We start from the raw sequence: 15,208 nt of genomic DNA, 5'->3' as shown, positions 1-15,208 counted from the left end.
GCGGCCTGGTCTTCGATACGCAAGACATGGACGCTCGTTGATCGCAAGCCGCTCCGCGATGGATAGGAGCCGGTCTTTCCCGGCGGTCAGCGGCGTTGCATCCGCACCACTCGTTCACCCATGAGCTTTCGCTGGGGCCGGTCTTTCCCGGCTGTATAGGCTTTCGCCTCCCGCTCCTTCTTGCGCACGTATCGGCGGTGCGGGCGGTTCCCTTCCTGCCTTTAACGTCTGACCTTCGAGAGTCAATGCGCGGTGCGATCGCGTCCGTGGACACCTGCCACGGATCAGGGTTTGGGATCAGGCCGCGTCGGACAGCGGGCGGTCTTCGACCTTGCGGTACGGCCAGCGCACCGGGTCGGCCTTGATCACCTTGTTGAAGTGGCCACCCTTCGATTCGGCCGCCTGCAGCGCGGCGTAGTCCCCGGCGGTGACGTTGTCGTAGTGGTAGAGCGAGGTGATCTCGCCCTTCCAGTTCTTGAAGCGCACGGCCAGCGTTTGGCTGGCGGCGTCGTGGCCGATTGCCGCGATCTGGCGGCTCTCCACGTCGATCAGCGGGATGCGGACGGGCGCGTTCATGCGGCAGCCTTCTTGCCGGCTTCGACCAAGCTCGCGGCTTCGGCGGCAGCTGCAGCGGTGTCCTGCGCATCGAGCGTGTCGCCGCCCTCGGTCAGATCCTCGTCAGCCGCAGCGCCGCGCTTGGGAGCGAGGAGGGTCAGCAGCACGTCTTCGCGAATCAGGGCTTCCGACAGCTCGGCCAGTTCCTGCGGCTCGACTTCGGCCGATGCGGTGAACGACATGGCCAGGCTGCCGCCTTCCTTCGGCTCGATCACAAAGCGCTTGAGCTTCACGTCAACCAGGATGATCGGATCGGCGGTTTCGAGCAGGCCGGCCAGGTGCATCTCGTAGCCGGTGAACTCGTGGCTCAGCTTCAGCGGCTCCAGCGCCGGATGCTTCACTGCGGTCAGGCCATCGCCGCCGATCTGCGGCAGATCCTGTTGCTCGCCCTTGGCCGGCTTGCGAAACAGGTCATGGCGCAGCGTCGAGTCGAACGAATCGAGCGCTTCGTTACTGACGCTCAAGACGAACTTGATGTCGGCGGCCAGCTGGCGCTCTTCGCCATGGCGCTGGATGCGCTGGTTGACGTTGGCGATGGACGCCTCGTGCTTTTCAAGCTGAAACATTGGATACCTCGTCGGTGGTGCCGGCGTACCGGCGGGGATCAGCGGATGCCGCGGCGCGGCGGTTCCGGGAAATCAGGCGTGATCTCGGCTGCCGGCTGCGGCTGGGCGCTGTGTGCACGTGCTCGGGCCTTGCTCCAGCTCTGGGGCAAATGCAGTGCCAGGAAAAATGCGATCGTGTGGAGCGCCTCGGCGATCAGATCGGCGTTGCGGCTATAGGACAGGCAGCCGAATGCCACCAGCACGAGAACCAACACGCTGAGCCACACAAAGTTGGCGTAGCTGCGGCCGGTCACAGAAACACCGCCTGGGCCAGCAGAGTCAGAACTGCGCCGATGGCCATGCAGACCAGGGCAAACGGCACGTCCTCGCGCAGCATGTGGCGCTGGAATTCCTTCTCGTCCATCTTGTCCATCACGCAGCCTCCGGGCCGTCGCCGAACGCGGTCGCCGACTCTTCGGGCTCGCGCACGTGCTGCGATGCCTGTACCCGCAAAGGGCGCACGTTGTCGGGGCGGAAGGTCCGGGCCAGCTGACCGGCAACCACCGGGCCGTAACCGCGCTCCGTGGCGATGGCGCGGACCAGATCAGCGCCGCGGGCAGAAACAGGGAAGGGAATGACGGCGCTCATGCGGCTACCCGCCACGGCATTTCGGCCACCGGCGCCGGCTTGGCTTCGTACACCGTCAGGTAGTGCTGCACCGCCTCGATCCGCGAGCAGTCCACGTCGTCCACGCGGTCGCTGATCAGCTGCGACAGGTAATCGGCGATGGCGGTGCGCAGGATCTCGGCTGCGCCTTCGTCGTTGCCGTCCGCGAGGTGGCCGGCAATCAGTGCCAGCTGATCGTTCGTCAGCTCGCCCAGCGCTTCGCTTAGAACAAAGCCAGAGCGGTGCAGGGCACCGGCCAGGACGTCGGCGCGCTCGTCCGACAGCTCATGCCGGCTGCAGGTCGCACAGCCGCATTGGGGGTGGTACGGGTGGCAGCGGGTGCTGGACATCCTCGGTCTCCATGCCATGTCCCCGGACGGGATCGGGGTTCGTTGTGGCAGTGGAGAGATTAAACACTGTGTGTATTCTTCGTGTCAACACCATGTGTAACTTTTGGGCGAAAAAAAGCCCCGGAGGTCCGGGGCCGGCTAGCTTCACTGTGTTCAAGACACCCCTATCGGCTGGCCTTCTCGATCTTGGACCGACATCAATGCGCAGCTGGTACCCCGTCCGCCGGTGTCCATCATCAGCTTCACGCTGGCAAGCGATCCAGCCGGGATTCGGGAAGGGGAGAGATAGCTGTTGTCGATTCCAATCTGTTTGCCGTCTTTGTCTTTGAAAGCCACGAACGCCGCCAGAAGCATCTGCTCGGAGTTGCCTGCGTTGCGGAATGTCAGTTCCGCAGTTGACCAGGATCCTCGTTGCTCGCAGGAAACGTCGACGACCTGCAGCTGCGGAACACTAGTGACGCCCTTCGGTTCTGCCGAGGTTCGTTGTTGGTGGAAGTAGTTCGCGCCTACGACGACGGCCCCTATAAGTGCTGCTGGGACCAGTATGTATGTGAGGAATTGAGCGGTGTTGTTCGACTTCTGATCGTCCATGCAATCTCCCTCAATAGACAGACACTGAGCCCTTGACAAGGCCCGGCACTTCATCAAATCCGATTCCTTCCTCGCGGCACTCGCGGGCGCGCTCCATCTTCTTCAAAAGCGCATTTAGCTCATCGTCCGAAAGGCTCTCCATGATGCCGAACACATGCATCGTCTCCTGTCTTATCAGCCATTTGAGCCAGTACATGTTCCCTAAATCGCGGATACGGCTGTAGATCACGTCCCGCTGTAAAGCGTTGAGTCTTCCGGCGTTGGAGTGGTGTTCGCTACCCACGACCGTCAATCTGCGAGGGGTGCCGGTGGTTTCAATCCCCATGCCGGCGGCGACTTGTCGCGCCATTGCTTCCAGTTGCTGTTTGTTGAATCCCATAGACGCACTCACCCGTTGGAACGAAGCCTGGCGGCCACCTCCCTGGCAGCGTCGTCCAGCGACGCGCCTTCAAGCGGGAATCCCGCACCGGACTCCTGGACCTTCATGGCTGCCTCGGTGAGCAGCTGCACGTAACGCTCGCCCTCAATCGGTGCGATGGCCATGTCCTGGACCCGGCGGGCAATGGTGACCGCTGCGGCCAGAATCTCCCGGATCGATCCCGCATCCTGAGACTGGTGCGTCCGGGTCTCGTCGCCAACGAACATCGGCAGCGATCCTTCCAAGATCCATGTCGTGCTTATACCGAGGGCGTGCTGGGCTTTTGAGGCCCCTGCTGCACTCACGCCGGTGGGACGCGCCTCCCAATTCTTGACGGTTTGGGGCGACTGGCTCAGCCGGCGCGCCAGATCAGACTGGCCACGTATCGGCGGTTGCAGCTTGCTGGCGGCCTCGTAGAGCCGCTTCATTGATGGGTGAATTTGGGACATGGGCCATTGTCCCGTCGTTAAACAGAGTGTTGTTACACGCCGTGTTGACTCGTCGTTAAACGCCGTGTTTAATAGATCCATGGCTACCGACTCAGATAACGATGTGACAGCCCACGCCGCGGCCATTGATGCCCTGGGTGGCCCCTCAAAGCTGGCGCGCCGGCTCGGGTATTCCATGCCCGGCGGTGCCCAACGGGTAACCAACTGGCGCTCGCGCGGCATTCCGTCCGTGGTTCTGTTGGAGAACGCATGGCTGAACCGCGAAGTCCGCCGCCAGCTGCAGTCCGCTGCCCAGGCCGACGGGGAGGTACGCGATGAAGCTGCTTAAGGCTTTTCTGTCGCGAATCCGAGCGGCCTGTCGGCTTCCTTGGCGAAGTGGAACACGAACGCAACAGCCGCGTGCGGAATCCGGAACTCTGAATATCGTGGAGTTCGACTCGTACGACTCACCGGAGGTTTTCCGGGATCTTCTCCGCGCGCGCAAAACAGATACGGCCCATCCACAGACACCTCGGAGCATTCGATGAAGGGGTATTGGTCCAAGTGCATGCCGTCGGCGGACTTTGCCGCAAGAAACGAGAGCCCGATGGCGCTGGTTGGCTCCAGGACCACGACAAATTTCATTTCTGCCTCCTGCGGCCTCTTGGTAGGGGTATCGGGAGCCTACCGCAGGAACGCCGATTCCTTGGCCAACCCCGACGGGGAGGTGGCCGATGCTGCCTGACCGCGGAACCGACTCAAACACGCAGCCTGGCCTGGCAGACCGTGCAGACCAGTGCACGCCCGGCATAGCGCAGGTCCGCCTGCAAAACGGATTTGACGTTTTTATCGAAGCAGGGTTGACACAGGTAGTGAGCAGTCTCGGTGAACTGGGTTCGCCCTTCGTCAGGCTGAGCAGCCATATTGCTGCGATAGACCCAGATGCCATCGGCGACCTGGAAAAGCGAGTACTGATCTCGCTCGGATTGCACTCGCTTCAGCTGTCGCAACTCCTCCTGACACTGGCCCAGCTTGTCCTGAAGTTCCGCGAGACGGGCGCTGTAGACGAACAAACCCTCCTGCGCCTTGAGCAGCTGATCGTTGACGCCGGCGAGAGCGGCGGCGGCGCTGTTGAAGTCCCGGACGCTGAGAGCCGTTTCGACGGCATCTTTCGCGAATTTCAAAGAAGCCATTGCGGTAGTGAGTGAAGGGATATCCATGTCCGTCTCCGGTCTTTGCGGCGGGTCTTGCCCGGCATCGTACCGGTCGGCGGGGGGCATCTAGGAGCCCTTCCGTAACAGCTTCACGAGCATGCGGCCGTCGACCCACCGCAGCCCAAACACGTTGCCGCCCACACGCACGATCGTCGTGACGTTTGGGGCCCGTTTCCTCGCTGCTCTGAGCCGTCTCTGTAGTGCGTCCATGGCGCACATCTTGGCCAGGGCGGTCGCCAAATATTACGTTCAGGTACCCAGCCCGATGCACATCGCCGACGCAGCACACAAAACCGTTCTCGACTATCCCGGTGGCAGCGTGGCCCTGGCCACACGCCTCATCTCTACCAATGACCGCGGCGAAGAGAAGCCGATGTCTGCTGCCGTTCTGCGTAGCAAGGTCAATCCCAATACCCGCACGCACCACCTGACCTTGACCGAGGCCAGCGAGATCATGGGGCTGACGGGCGACCACCGCATCCTGCATGCCCTAGCCGCTGAGCACGGCTACACGGTCGTGCCGACTGATGTTCCCGAAGCAGGTTCGCTCGTCGCCGCGCTGATCGATGCAGGCGAGATCAAGGGGAAGCTGTGCCAGATCATTGGCGACGCATTGGATGACGGCCGCATCACCGCAAATGAAGCACTGGCCATCGGCGGAATCTGCGGCGACCTACAGGCGATTGCAGCGCAGATTGCCCGGCATGCCAGTGCAGCAGTGGATCGGGCGAGGGCGGCGGCATGATCTTGCAGCTGATCGAAGACTGGCGCCGGGAGCGGCGCATCCGTCGCATCGCCTCTGCCATGCGCGCGGCAACCTTGACGGGCAAGCCGAATCTGGCGCGCGCCTATTGGCTGGACATGAAGCGCGAATGCGAAAGCCGCAGCTCCGGCCAGGTGAAGCGCATCGAGCGGGCAGGGCGTTTGGCATGAGCACGCTGATCATGTCCCAGTGCTGGCCGATGCAGATGCCGCCATCGCCTAAAGCGGTGTTGGTGTCGCTCGCCGACAACGCCAACGACCAGGGCCACTGCTGGCCGTCGATTCCGACCATCTGCGATCGTACCTGTCTGAGCGAGCGGACAGTGCACGGCGCCATCCGCTGGTTGGAGTCGGTCGGCCTTGTCACCGCTGACCGCGCCAACGGTCGGCACACACGGTACGTCATCACTCCAGATGCCTATCAACCCCCGCAGCAGCTGCACCCCCGCAGTGGCTGCACCCCCGCAGCAGCTGCGGTGGAACCCCCGCAAAATTTGCACAAACCCCCGCAAATGCCGCAGTCACCCCCGCAGCAGCTGCGGTCTAACCGTAAAGAACCAATAAGCAACAACAGCGAAGCATCCGCCAGTGCTTCGCCGAAGACCCGCATGCAGACCTTCGACAGCTGGAACGCTTCGCTCGGTGAAGAGGATGCAATCCGTGCTGATGACCCGGTGTTCGCCTGGGCTGAGAAGGCGGCGATCCCAGACGAGTTCATCGAACTGGCCTGGCTGTCCTTCGTTGACCGTTACAGCGGGGATAGCAAGCGCTACGCCGACTGGCGCGCGGTCTTCCGCAACGCGGTGCGCGGCAACTGGCAGAAAATCTGGTTCCTGCACCCGGCGACCGGCTACACGCTGACCACGACCGGTGAGCAGTATCGCCGTGTTCGCGATGCCGAAACCCAAGCAGGGCAGGTGGCCGCATGAGCGCGATCCACGATTACGACAACCACGCCGACGAGTCGCAATTTCTCGATCAGCTGGATGCCGAACGCGCCGAGAGCGCGTCTATGTGGCACGGCCGGCCATCGGATGCCTTGCGGTTACCGCCGCACAGCGTGGAAGCCGAGCAGGCTGTCCTCGGTGGACTGATGCTGGTCAACCGCGCATGGGACGACATCGCCGACCTGGTGGGGGAGGGCGACTTCTACCGCCGCGATCACGTGCTGATCTTCCGCGCCATTCGAGAGATGGCCATCGCACAGCCGCGTCGCCCCTTCGACGTGGTGACGCTGGGCGATTGGTTCAAAGCTCAGGGGCTGCTCGACCAGGTGGGCGAAGGCGCGTACCTGATCGAGCTCGCCAACACCACGCCGTCGGCGGCCAACATCCGCGCCTATGCGGAGATCGTGGCGGACAAGGCTCGGCTGCGCCGCCTGATCCAGGTCGGCACCGACATCGCCAACGCTGGCTTCAATCCAGAAGGGCAGAGCAGTATCGAGTTGATCGGCTCGGCGCACTCGCGCATCGGCTCGCTGATGGACAGCCAGCCGTGCGAACTCGAAGCGGTGGCGCCAGTGATGGATCGCGTGTTCGAGCGGCTGGGCGAGCGCTCACGCGACGGGGGCGGAATCCATGGCATCACCACCAGCATCGACGAGCTCGACACGCTGCTGGGTGGCCTGAAGCCGGGCGGCCTGTACGTCCTGGCGGCGCGCCCGAAGATGGGCAAAACCACGCTGGCCCAGAACATCGCCGAGCACGTCGCACTGCACCTGCGCAAAGCGGTTGCGGTCTTCAGCTTCGAAATGCAGGCCGAGGAGTTGGGCGACCGTATGCTGGCCTCGGTCGGCGGCATCGACGGCAACCGTATCCGTTCCGGTGACCTGGACGACATCGACTGGACCAACGTCACGGCGGCCATGCGCAAGCTGCGCGCGGCGGACATCTTCGTCAGCCGGCCGCGCCGGGCACGCGTCGAGCACGTCAGTTCGCAGGCACGCCGGCAGCACGCCCGCAAGCCGCTTGGCCTGATCGTTATCGACTACCTGCAGCTGATGGAGATCCAGGGCGACAACCGTGCCAATGGCGTCGGCGATATCAGCCGCGGCCTGAAGCTGCTCGCCGGTGAGCTGGGCGTGCCGGTGCTGCTGCTCTCGCAGCTCAATCGCAAGTTGGAAGATCGCCCGGACAAGCGCCCGCAGCCTGCGGATCTGCGCGACTCCGGATCGATCGAGCAGGACGCCGATGCGGTGATCTTCATCTACCGCGACGAGGTGTACCACCGCGATAGCCGCTGGAAGGGCACGGCCGAGCTGCTGGTTCCGCTGCAGCGCAGTGGACCGCCTGGCGAGGTGCGCGTGCTCTACATGCCCGAGCGCTTCAAGTTCCAGAACCTACCGGAGTACTGGCAGCCGGCGCCGATCGAGAGTGATGACGGCAAACCGGTCCCGCGCCCACGTGGCCTTCGAACCCTCAAGCCGCGCGCGCCGCGGCAGGACGTCGACGCATGACCATGACTGCAGCAGCGAAGAAGATCCGCGCCAAACGCGCATCGCGCCCCATCTATGCGCTGATCGAGCGCGTGGTGGTGATGGACACCGGCGAGGAGCGGCTGGCCATGCTCGCCGAGCACCCGGTCGACCGCGAGCTGATGAAGCAGCGCGGCTATCGGCGCGGGCAAGAGGTCCGGCTGGAAATCAAGGCGCCGCGCGACGCTTGGCGCCACCGGCTGCTGCACAAGATCGGCCAGCTGATGGTCGAGAACGTCGAGGGCTGGGAGGGCCTCGACAGCCACGAGGCGATCAAGCAGTTGCAGCGCGAGGCGAACGTCTGCTGCGAGCAGATCGACATGGACGCCACGCCGGTCGTAGCCGCAGTGCTTGCCGCCTCGGACGCAGCCTTCGGTCCAGGTGCTGCGAAGCTGCTGCGCGAGGTGCTGCCCAAGATCGAAACGATCCCGGTCACCGTGGCGCGGTCGCTTGCGTTCGATTCGATGGATGAGGATGAGTTCCGCCGGCTATTCGAAGGCATCACTCGCCACATCGGCACCGCCTACGCGCACGTGCTTATCAACGACGTGCTGGCTGAGTTCTGGTTGATGGCAGGCGGTGAGACTGCGCAGCCTGCATCGGCGCAGAGGGCCGCATGATGCTACTCGTCTTCAACTCGAACCTTCTTGTAACCACGGTTGCCGCGCACGGCGATGTCGATCTCAATCAGATCGTTATGCAAGTTACGGAGGCGGTAGAGGTAACCATCGAGCATGTAGTCGTCGTCTGGTTCTTCGGGATCGCTACTTCCCAAGGACGCTTCGTAGTAGTCAGAGATCCGGATTGCCATCTCTCGGATCTGCAACCAAGTGCTGAGGTAGTTGGCATGGGGCAGGTTGCTGAGCTCCAGCTCCTTGGCGCCATCTGCCACAGAGCTCCACTCGGCACCGTGTCCCCACATGTGCAGCCCGCGTCGACTGTACCTATCCCCAAGCTCTTCCTTCAATGCCTCTGCTTTTTCGAGAAGGTGCTTCGTGAATATTACGTACTGCTCTGCACCATCCAAGCGCTTCTGAGCGTCGATCCATCGTGGGATAAATACCGCGCCAGCCAGGGTGATGACCGACATAATGGCTTGGACCCAGGCCGGCCACTCAGATGGTTGAGGAGTAGCGCTTCCCACTACTTTTGGCGCGGCGGTGAGTGCCACTGGTGGATCGATCAATGCCCAAGCAAACAGCGCGCCGAATCCAAAGGCTATGACGCTAACTATCAATGCGTCGCGATCGATTCTTTTACTTTCCGGGGCCCTAGCCATCGTCATCCCTCAAGGTGCTTCGAGCCGATCGCGCAATGCCTTGCGCTGTTCACGCAGCCTGGTGCATTCGTCAGCCTTGTAGACCTTGCTGCTTGGCGAAGTGCCATACGTCTCACAGGCGCTGACGATCGCTTTGTTATCAGAGAACTTGCCAACCAAGACAACCAATGCAACACCGAGCGTAATAAGCAAGGAATACAAAAGGAAGCCGAGCACACGCGCCGATTTCCTCTTCAAAAGCCTGGACAGGCCTTCGTCAAATCGGACAACTGCCAGGAACATCCAGATGACGCTGGCCGCCAATCCTACGGCGAAAACGTAGTGCTCCCAATTGACTGGTCCGTCCACAGTTTCCGTGTGATACGCGGCTGTCGATGCACCAGCGATCGCCACGGCCAACGCCCAGTTGCGCCCGAGTTCAAGAAAACCTTCAAGAAAATAGTTGCGTGGTTTTTGTTCGTGGCCAACTCCGTTTTGATCCATGTGAGCTTGATTTTCTGTGCGGTAGAAGTTGGCCCTATCGGCTGCTACGCGCGGAGATTTAGGACGTGAGGCGTGCAATGGGCGCCCCGTCACAACTTGAGCTGGCGTACCAAGATGCCGCGCGAGCTCTCGGCTGCATGGTCTGCCGCTGGCGGATCACCGCTGGCCTGCAGCGACCTATCCAGTGCGGCCACACCCAGATCCACCACCGCAATCTCGGCGACCTGCACGGCCAGAAGCAGATCGGCCAGCACGCGGTCGTCGCGCTCGGCGCCTGGCACCACGACGGCGACCAGATGCCCGGTATGACCCGCGACCGCATGCGCGAGGTCTTCGGACCCAGTTTCAAGCACCACGCCCGCGAGTTCCGCGCCTGGACGTTCGATGTCCTGGGCGGCCGCGGCACTGAAGCCTGGCAGGACTACCAGGACCAACTACTCAACATCACGAGGGCAGCATGAACCAGCAGCAATACGAGAACGCCCGGCTCGCCGGCCACCGCGCACGTCAGGCCAGCAAGAAGCGCGACGACTCACCGAAATACGCCATGGGCGAAGAGGGTGCGCTGCTCCGCGAGGCGTGGCGCGATGGCTGGGACGAAGCCGATGCAGAGCGGAGGAAGGCGGCATGAGCATCCAGCAATCTCCCAAGTTGATCGCGAACGGCGACCAGCGCGTGGAGCGTCTGACCAAGCGGGAAGAGTTCGCCAAGGCAGCGATGCAGGGAATTGTGGGAAGTATCCAAAGCGAGCACGGCTACAACCGTTTGGCGCGGCACGCGGCCGTGAAAGACATGAAGGTCAGCGAGTGGATCGCGCACGAGTCGGTGAAGCAGGGCGACGCGCTGCTGACCGAGCTGGAGAAGCAGCCATGACCGCGACCCCGATCCGGTTCGAGGGCAAGGTGTTCGCCAGCACCGCCGAGTTCTCGCGAGCCTATCCGGCTTATGCGCGCTGCCTGGACGCAATCCGCGACGGCGCCGAGACGATTGCCGAGGTGGAGAGGCGCGTCGCCGCCGGCAAGCAGAAGGCGATCGCCAGCACACGCGAGCGGGCGCAGCAGGCCTATGCGCTGAAGGCAGGTTCACGATGACGCTGCGCGTGGTGTTTGGGATCGACCCCGGCATGTCGGGCGCTGTCGCCGCACTGATCGACGGCGAGGCTGGCCCGATCCTCGATATGCCGAAGATGCAGGTGGGCAACAAGCAGGAGGTCGACGCGCGCGCGATCGCGGTCTTCGTTCGGGAGATCCGCAACCAGCATCCGGGGGCTGTCTTCGCTGGCTGCGTCGAGCGTGTGCGTGCGATGCCGCCAAAGGGTGACCGCAGGCCGGGCGCACAGTCGTCGATGAACTTCGGCGAGAGCTATGCCAAGGCCAAGGCGGTGCTCGAGGTGATGGGCATCCCCTTCAGCCTGGCCGAGCCGCAGAGCTGGAAGCGCCATTTCGGGCTGATCGGTCAGGACAAGGACGCATCGCGGCAGCTGGCTATTCGTCGGTTCCCGTTTGCCGCGTCGCAGCTGCAGCGCAAGAAGGACGACGGCCGCGCCGAGGCGCTGCTGCTGGCGCTGTGGCACGAGCAGAAGCACCAGCCAGGAGCCCTGGCTGCATGACGCTCAACCCGACCAACCTGAGCCGGCCGGAGGCGTATTACGAAAAGCTGCTGCGGAAGCGGTACTCCGCTGCGGTGCGCAAGCGCGGGTTGTGCGCCTTCTGCAGCTGCCGCGACCGCACGCTGGGGATCGTGCACTGCAAGGGCAACGAGAGCCGGCAGATGGGGATGTGCCAGGACGACGGCAGGCTGCCGCAGTTCCGGCTGGACGATGAAACGTTGGAGGAATTTCGCCATGCGGCGTAATGAGGATCCGCTGCTCGATGAGCTGCGCCGTTGGGGATACGCCCACGCTAACCGCTATACCCTGAGCCGCGCCGACCGGACTCGGCACGTGCTGGAAAACGCCAAGGATTACGCGCCCAAGACGGTGGAGCAGGCGTTCTGCGAGCTGGTCGAGCGAGACGGGCGCCAGCGCCGGCGCTTCATGGCCGAGCAGGCAGGCTTGAAAGGGCTGGGCGAGATCCCGGCATGGGCTGTCGATCCGGTCCGAGCCAGGAACGACGCCGACCGGCCGCACGACAATCCGGAGGTTGCCGTCGACATCGGCATCCCCGACGACCTGCGATGGATCGATCGGGCCTTGGCCTCGATGTCCAGACAGTTCTCACTGCGCGTGCTGGTGGTGCGCACTGAGTTCACCGTTGCGGCAAGCCAGGCGGTAAAGGCCCGGATGGTGGCTGAGCAGTACGGTGGCACCTTATCGGTCTGGCAGTACCGCCGCGAATTGCAAAGAGGTCTGGATTGGCTGGGTGGCCTTGCTGTGGCCGCTTAGCTGTCATCACTCGGATCAGCAACGCCGATCGCTCGGCAAATGTTTTGGTAATCCTTCGCGACATCCTGCGTGTTCCCGATCACAACAGTTTGTGCTGAACCAAACCGCCAAATGCTAAAGGTGGAGAGGTCATCGTTTTTGGTGAGGGCACTTAAACTCGATATGTCTTCGGCATAAATAGTTTGCCCGTCACTAAGGGTGATCTCGTTCGCCATCTTTCTTTTCTTCTAATTGCGGAGTTGTTTTCGATTCTGCCGCTTGACAAGTTGCACAATCAAATGCCCTAATTCTGCAACTGTCAAAAGTTCCCTCTGAAACCCGGCCCAGCGCCGGGTTTTTGCGTTTCAGGGGTCCAAATACCGACCGTTGCCGGCGTGCCAGGTCCTCGTCGAGAAGCGAGGCGCTGCGCGCCGGGATCGCGCACGGGCCGGCGACATGACACCGCCCACCCATCCGCCGGTGGCGGTCGGTACCTATCGGAGAGCACTGCCGCGATCTGCCCACCTGGGCGGGACCAGCGCGGCGCAGCGGACCTGCTGAAGGGACAGGACCACCGCGGCGGTGCTCGCCGTTTTTCAATGCCCGCATCCCAGACCGGATCAACCCTCGTGCCTAGCCGGCAGCGGGGCGGGCACCTATCGCCGCTTGGACTGGGAGTTCCTGGTCGCGGCACCTCCGGCTCGTCGAGAGACGCCCGGGAGACGGCTGCGCATGCAGCGCCGGAATCGTAACCGGCACCTAATTCCGCCGCCGACGCGCGGCTCCAGCCCTGCCAGCCGGCGGGGCTTTTTGTTTGGAGGCAGCAATGGCGGTCATCACGCCCGAACAAGCCGGTGGCCGCAACGTCGTGGCCTTCCTCGACATGCTGGCTCACTCCGAGGGTACGTCCACTAGCCCAGCCACGAAGAACGCCGGGTATGACGTAATCGTCACCGGTGCCGATCGCAAGCCGGAGATCTTCACCGACTACACCCGGCATCCGTTCGCCGGCGGCCGCAAGTCGAAGGCGATCAACTCGAAGGGGCTGACCAGCAATGCGTCTGGCCGCTACCAGTTCATGCTCAAGGATTACGCGCACTACCGCGACCTGCTGAAGCTGCCGGACTTCGGTCCGCTCTCGCAGGACCGGTGGGCGCTGCAGCTGATCAAGGAGCGCCGCGCGATCGCCGACATCCAGGCCGGTCGCTTCGTGGAGGCGGTGGCCAAGGTCCGCAACCTGTGGGCAAGCCTTCCCGGCGCCGGCTACGGCCAGCCGGAGCACAAGATCGAAAAGCTCATCGCCGCGTACACCAAGGCCGGCGGCAAGGTCGGGAGTGCATGACGATGCCGGACCTGGACGATGCAGGCCTGCTGCAGGTCGAGCGCGAATCGCGGGACGAGGCGGTCGTGCTGCTGAAAGAGGTGTGGGGGCTGACGCAGCGCCCGCGCCGAGATGGCCACAACGTGATGCGACTCGGCTACGGCCGAGCGATCGAGCTGCGCGACCAGAGTGAGCAGGTGGCAACCCTGGAGCTGACGGAGGATCTAATGGTCGCCCAGCACATGCTGCGCGGGCGCTTCTTCGAGCTGCTGACGGTGCATCCAGAGATGCGCCCCTCGCTCCCGTACATCATCGCGATCGCCGACATCATCGGCGCCGAGGCAGTGCGCGGCAGCAGCGAGCTGTGGGCGGCAGCCCGCAAGGGCGACTGGGTGGAGTTCGGATCGATCATCCAGGAGTTCCGATGGGACTACTTCAGCCTGTCCATCGACCGCGACAAGCGCGCGGTGAGCCGGCTGGTCATGAAGCTGGCGATGGGAGCATCGGCGGGTGCGCCATGACCTTCATCAGCCGAAACATGGGCACAGCACGACTCGGCATCGCCCTGATCGTGTTCTTGCTCTACGGCTTGGCCATCGCGGTGCTCGTCAACTCGGAGATTCCGGCGGGCAATAAGGACGTGCTCATGCTGCTGCTGGGCAATCTGGGGCCGTTGATGGGTGCCATCGGTGGCTACTACTACCGGGCGCAGCGAGAGGCAGGCTCCTGACATGGCCGACAACTGGGACCGCGGCTTGCCGCCTCCACGCGATCCACCCGGCTGGCTGATCACCGCGCTGTGCGGCCTGCTGCTGGCCGCGCTGGCCTGGCTCTGGATCTACTACACCAACGCAAGGATCTGACCATGTATGGAAATAGCTTGGATGGCGCATTTACTGCGCTTCTGGTCGTGGCCGGGCTAGCCGGTGCAGCGATCTTCGCGCTGTTGTTCTGGCTGGTGCCGTGGCTCTGGGAATTGGTGAAGCCCTGGTTGCATACGGTGACCGCATGAACCGCCATGCCATTGCAATCATCGCCACGCTCCTGTGGTCGGCCGCCATGTTCGGTGCCGGCTGGGCCTGGCGCGGTGACCGCGCTGAAGGTGCAGCCAGCGAGCAGAAGGCGGGCACTGCACTGGGTGCCCTGGCCGGCGAGCAGGCAGCACGTGCCACTGAACACCAACAGGCCGAGACCCTATCCAGCATTGGAGAGAAGCATGAGCAAGATCGCGAAACGGCCCAGGCCGTCCCTGATGCTGTTGTGGCTGAGCTGCGCAGCGGTGCTCTCAAGCTGCGGGACGGGTGGGCCAGCTGTGAAACCCAGCGCCTCACCGAGGCTTCCGCCGGCGCCGCCGAACGTGATGCGGCCGCCGAGCGCCGAGACGAGTTTGCGGGCTCTGTTGTTCGAGTCGGCCGTGACGCCGACGACCAGCTCCGCGCCTGCCAAGCCGTAGTGGCCGCTGACAGAGGCAGTCCAGATCTCTCTGCCAGCGGCGGAGCAGCGCCCCGACAAGTTGGGGAATGACCTGGACGGCCACGTTGATCAGCATCGTTTCGATAGTTGCCATGTTGTTCCAATTGGTTGGGTTGGTGTCAGCGAGCATCTGTCAGGTGGAATGACGAAATCCCGCCATTTGCTATGAGGCGAGAGAGCCAAAATTCGACTCGCCCACTTTCATCGGTTGGTCTGCAGCAATCCATG

Annotated in this window: 32 protein-coding genes and 1 pseudogene; 19 read left to right on the top strand and 14 right to left on the bottom strand. The window is 63.2% G+C overall.

Translation table 11 applies throughout. From position 1 onward, the window contains the following. Positions 1 to 297: 297 nt before the first annotated feature. The 9 genes from M0D43_RS03150 to M0D43_RS03110 form a co-directional block, all read right to left on the bottom strand. Positions 298 to 576 (bottom strand): KTSC domain-containing protein, encoded by a 279-nt coding sequence (locus M0D43_RS03150; RefSeq protein WP_260807901.1) that lies wholly within the window; start codon positions 574 to 576, stop codon positions 298 to 300. Then, positions 573 to 1,181 carry a hypothetical protein gene (locus M0D43_RS03145; RefSeq protein ID WP_167765109.1) on the bottom strand — a complete coding sequence of 203 codons (609 nt, stop codon included), beginning with the start codon at positions 1,179 to 1,181 and terminating at the stop codon, positions 573 to 575. Before M0D43_RS03145 ends, M0D43_RS03150 begins: the two co-directional genes overlap by 4 nt. A gap of 38 nt (positions 1,182 to 1,219) precedes the next feature. Further along, positions 1,220 to 1,474 (bottom strand): hypothetical protein, encoded by a 255-nt coding sequence (locus M0D43_RS03140; RefSeq protein ID WP_260807898.1) that lies wholly within the window; start codon positions 1,472 to 1,474, stop codon positions 1,220 to 1,222. Continuing rightward, positions 1,471 to 1,593 carry a hypothetical protein gene (locus M0D43_RS03135; protein ID WP_260807896.1) on the bottom strand — a complete coding sequence of 41 codons (123 nt, stop codon included), beginning with the start codon at positions 1,591 to 1,593 and terminating at the stop codon, positions 1,471 to 1,473. The genes M0D43_RS03140 and M0D43_RS03135 overlap by 4 nt, the downstream gene beginning before the upstream one ends. Beyond that, positions 1,593 to 1,808 carry a hypothetical protein gene (locus M0D43_RS03130; RefSeq protein ID WP_047693056.1) on the bottom strand — a complete coding sequence of 72 codons (216 nt, stop codon included), beginning with the start codon at positions 1,806 to 1,808 and terminating at the stop codon, positions 1,593 to 1,595. The genes M0D43_RS03135 and M0D43_RS03130 overlap by 1 nt, the downstream gene beginning before the upstream one ends. Further along, complete coding sequence (locus tag M0D43_RS03125) at positions 1,805 to 2,176, bottom strand: hypothetical protein (RefSeq protein WP_260807894.1); 372 nt, start codon at positions 2,174 to 2,176, stop codon at positions 1,805 to 1,807. The genes M0D43_RS03130 and M0D43_RS03125 overlap by 4 nt, the downstream gene beginning before the upstream one ends. A gap of 153 nt (positions 2,177 to 2,329) precedes the next feature. After that, positions 2,330 to 2,767 carry a hypothetical protein gene (locus M0D43_RS03120; protein WP_260807892.1) on the bottom strand — a complete coding sequence of 146 codons (438 nt, stop codon included), beginning with the start codon at positions 2,765 to 2,767 and terminating at the stop codon, positions 2,330 to 2,332. Between the two features lie 10 nt (positions 2,768 to 2,777). Continuing rightward, the gene (locus M0D43_RS03115; protein WP_260807891.1) at positions 2,778 to 3,146 is read right to left on the bottom strand and encodes a hypothetical protein; all 369 of its coding nucleotides are present in this window, start codon (positions 3,144 to 3,146) and stop codon (positions 2,778 to 2,780) included. An 8-nt stretch (positions 3,147 to 3,154) separates the two neighbouring features. Beyond that, positions 3,155 to 3,613 carry a helix-turn-helix domain-containing protein gene (locus M0D43_RS03110; RefSeq protein ID WP_260807889.1) on the bottom strand — a complete coding sequence of 153 codons (459 nt, stop codon included), beginning with the start codon at positions 3,611 to 3,613 and terminating at the stop codon, positions 3,155 to 3,157. Positions 3,614 to 3,713: 100 nt separating this feature from the next. On the opposite strand from M0D43_RS03110, the gene M0D43_RS03105 reads away from it, so the two are divergent. Then, positions 3,714 to 3,962: a helix-turn-helix domain-containing protein gene (locus tag M0D43_RS03105; RefSeq protein ID WP_260807888.1), complete on the top strand. Its 249-nt coding sequence runs from the start codon at positions 3,714 to 3,716 to the stop codon at positions 3,960 to 3,962. On the opposite strand, the gene M0D43_RS03100 is transcribed toward M0D43_RS03105, so the two are convergent. Beyond that, on the bottom strand, positions 3,959 to 4,258 hold the full coding sequence (locus M0D43_RS03100) for a hypothetical protein (protein ID WP_260807886.1): 300 nt from the start codon (positions 4,256 to 4,258) through the stop codon (positions 3,959 to 3,961). The two genes, M0D43_RS03105 and M0D43_RS03100, sit on opposite strands and share 4 nt — an antisense overlap. 113 nt (positions 4,259 to 4,371) lie before the next feature. Beyond that, positions 4,372 to 4,833 (bottom strand): hypothetical protein, encoded by a 462-nt coding sequence (locus M0D43_RS03095; protein WP_260807884.1) that lies wholly within the window; start codon positions 4,831 to 4,833, stop codon positions 4,372 to 4,374. 259 nt (positions 4,834 to 5,092) lie between these two features. Here M0D43_RS03095 and M0D43_RS03090 point away from each other — a divergent pair, with 259 nt between their 5' ends. The 5 genes and pseudogenes from M0D43_RS03090 (at position 5,093) to M0D43_RS03070 (ending at position 8,682) form a co-directional block, all read left to right on the top strand. Further along, entirely contained in the window at positions 5,093 to 5,572 is a 480-nt protein-coding gene (locus tag M0D43_RS03090; protein WP_260807883.1) for a phage regulatory CII family protein, read from the top strand. A gap of 2 nt (positions 5,573 to 5,574) precedes the next feature. Next, positions 5,575 to 5,760 carry a hypothetical protein gene (locus tag M0D43_RS03085; RefSeq protein WP_260807882.1) on the top strand — a complete coding sequence of 62 codons (186 nt, stop codon included), beginning with the start codon at positions 5,575 to 5,577 and terminating at the stop codon, positions 5,758 to 5,760. After that, positions 5,757 to 6,518 carry a helix-turn-helix domain-containing protein gene (locus M0D43_RS03080; RefSeq protein WP_260807880.1) on the top strand — a complete coding sequence of 254 codons (762 nt, stop codon included), beginning with the start codon at positions 5,757 to 5,759 and terminating at the stop codon, positions 6,516 to 6,518. The genes M0D43_RS03085 and M0D43_RS03080 overlap by 4 nt, the downstream gene beginning before the upstream one ends. Then, positions 6,515 to 7,930, top strand: a pseudogene (gene dnaB / locus M0D43_RS03075) (replicative DNA helicase); the annotation flags it as partial. The gene M0D43_RS03080 and the pseudogene dnaB, both read left to right, overlap by 4 nt. A 110-nt stretch (positions 7,931 to 8,040) precedes the next feature. Next, positions 8,041 to 8,682 carry a hypothetical protein gene (locus tag M0D43_RS03070; protein ID WP_260807877.1) on the top strand — a complete coding sequence of 214 codons (642 nt, stop codon included), beginning with the start codon at positions 8,041 to 8,043 and terminating at the stop codon, positions 8,680 to 8,682. Between the two features lie 2 nt (positions 8,683 to 8,684). Here M0D43_RS03070 and M0D43_RS03065 read toward each other — a convergent pair whose 3' ends face one another. After that, positions 8,685 to 9,341 carry a hypothetical protein gene (locus M0D43_RS03065; RefSeq protein WP_260807875.1) on the bottom strand — a complete coding sequence of 219 codons (657 nt, stop codon included), beginning with the start codon at positions 9,339 to 9,341 and terminating at the stop codon, positions 8,685 to 8,687. 9 nt (positions 9,342 to 9,350) lie between these two features. After that, entirely contained in the window at positions 9,351 to 9,824 is a 474-nt protein-coding gene (locus M0D43_RS03060) for a hypothetical protein (RefSeq protein ID WP_260807874.1), read from the bottom strand. Between the two features lie 77 nt (positions 9,825 to 9,901). Between M0D43_RS03060 and M0D43_RS03055 the strand changes: the two genes are divergently transcribed. Genes M0D43_RS03055 through M0D43_RS03025 form a run of 7 tightly spaced genes read left to right on the top strand, consistent with a single transcriptional unit; the run spans position 9,902 to position 12,207 of the window. Beyond that, positions 9,902 to 10,285 (top strand): hypothetical protein, encoded by a 384-nt coding sequence (locus tag M0D43_RS03055; protein ID WP_260807873.1) that lies wholly within the window; start codon positions 9,902 to 9,904, stop codon positions 10,283 to 10,285. Continuing rightward, on the top strand, positions 10,282 to 10,455 hold the full coding sequence (locus tag M0D43_RS03050) for a hypothetical protein (protein ID WP_260807872.1): 174 nt from the start codon (positions 10,282 to 10,284) through the stop codon (positions 10,453 to 10,455). Before M0D43_RS03055 ends, M0D43_RS03050 begins: the two co-directional genes overlap by 4 nt. Next, positions 10,452 to 10,697, top strand: coding sequence for a hypothetical protein (locus M0D43_RS03045; protein WP_260807871.1), 246 nt, complete (start codon positions 10,452 to 10,454; stop codon positions 10,695 to 10,697). The genes M0D43_RS03050 and M0D43_RS03045 overlap by 4 nt, the downstream gene beginning before the upstream one ends. Beyond that, positions 10,694 to 10,915, top strand: a complete 222-nt coding sequence (locus M0D43_RS03040; RefSeq protein WP_260807870.1) for a hypothetical protein — start codon at positions 10,694 to 10,696, stop codon at positions 10,913 to 10,915. The genes M0D43_RS03045 and M0D43_RS03040 overlap by 4 nt, the downstream gene beginning before the upstream one ends. Beyond that, positions 10,912 to 11,433 (top strand): RuvC family protein, encoded by a 522-nt coding sequence (locus M0D43_RS03035; RefSeq protein WP_260807868.1) that lies wholly within the window; start codon positions 10,912 to 10,914, stop codon positions 11,431 to 11,433. Before M0D43_RS03040 ends, M0D43_RS03035 begins: the two co-directional genes overlap by 4 nt. Continuing rightward, positions 11,430 to 11,678, top strand: a complete 249-nt coding sequence (locus M0D43_RS03030; RefSeq protein WP_260807866.1) for a hypothetical protein — start codon at positions 11,430 to 11,432, stop codon at positions 11,676 to 11,678. The genes M0D43_RS03035 and M0D43_RS03030 overlap by 4 nt, the downstream gene beginning before the upstream one ends. Further along, complete coding sequence (locus tag M0D43_RS03025; protein WP_260807864.1) at positions 11,668 to 12,207, top strand: hypothetical protein; 540 nt, start codon at positions 11,668 to 11,670, stop codon at positions 12,205 to 12,207. The genes M0D43_RS03030 and M0D43_RS03025 overlap by 11 nt, the downstream gene beginning before the upstream one ends. Here M0D43_RS03025 and M0D43_RS03020 read toward each other — a convergent pair. Next, a complete protein-coding gene (locus tag M0D43_RS03020; protein ID WP_260807862.1) occupies positions 12,204 to 12,422 on the bottom strand; it encodes a hypothetical protein in 219 nt (72 codons plus the stop codon). The genes M0D43_RS03025 and M0D43_RS03020 overlap by 4 nt on opposite strands. 590 nt (positions 12,423 to 13,012) lie before the next feature. Here M0D43_RS03020 and M0D43_RS03015 point away from each other — a divergent pair. Genes M0D43_RS03015 through M0D43_RS02990 form a run of 6 tightly spaced genes read left to right on the top strand, consistent with a single transcriptional unit; the run spans position 13,013 to position 15,031 of the window. Next, a complete protein-coding gene (locus M0D43_RS03015; protein ID WP_260807861.1) occupies positions 13,013 to 13,528 on the top strand; it encodes a glycoside hydrolase family 24 protein in 516 nt (171 codons plus the stop codon). Beyond that, positions 13,525 to 14,028, top strand: coding sequence for a hypothetical protein (locus tag M0D43_RS03010; RefSeq protein ID WP_260807860.1), 504 nt, complete (start codon positions 13,525 to 13,527; stop codon positions 14,026 to 14,028). Before M0D43_RS03015 ends, M0D43_RS03010 begins: the two co-directional genes overlap by 4 nt. After that, on the top strand, positions 14,025 to 14,237 hold the full coding sequence (locus tag M0D43_RS03005; protein ID WP_104559101.1) for a hypothetical protein: 213 nt from the start codon (positions 14,025 to 14,027) through the stop codon (positions 14,235 to 14,237). The genes M0D43_RS03010 and M0D43_RS03005 overlap by 4 nt, the downstream gene beginning before the upstream one ends. A gap of 1 nt (position 14,238) precedes the next feature. Further along, the gene (locus tag M0D43_RS03000) at positions 14,239 to 14,370 is read left to right on the top strand and encodes a hypothetical protein (protein WP_260807859.1); all 132 of its coding nucleotides are present in this window, start codon (positions 14,239 to 14,241) and stop codon (positions 14,368 to 14,370) included. A gap of 2 nt (positions 14,371 to 14,372) precedes the next feature. Further along, complete coding sequence (locus M0D43_RS02995; RefSeq protein WP_184610848.1) at positions 14,373 to 14,519, top strand: hypothetical protein; 147 nt, start codon at positions 14,373 to 14,375, stop codon at positions 14,517 to 14,519. Beyond that, positions 14,516 to 15,031 carry a hypothetical protein gene (locus M0D43_RS02990; RefSeq protein WP_260807858.1) on the top strand — a complete coding sequence of 172 codons (516 nt, stop codon included), beginning with the start codon at positions 14,516 to 14,518 and terminating at the stop codon, positions 15,029 to 15,031. Before M0D43_RS02995 ends, M0D43_RS02990 begins: the two co-directional genes overlap by 4 nt. Positions 15,032 to 15,208: the final 177 nt, after the last annotated feature.

It is taken from the genome of Xanthomonas prunicola (assembly GCF_025266575.1).
GTDB classification, from domain to species: domain Bacteria; phylum Pseudomonadota; class Gammaproteobacteria; order Xanthomonadales; family Xanthomonadaceae; genus Xanthomonas; species Xanthomonas prunicola.
This window is presented reverse-complemented; position numbering and strand designations above follow the sequence as displayed.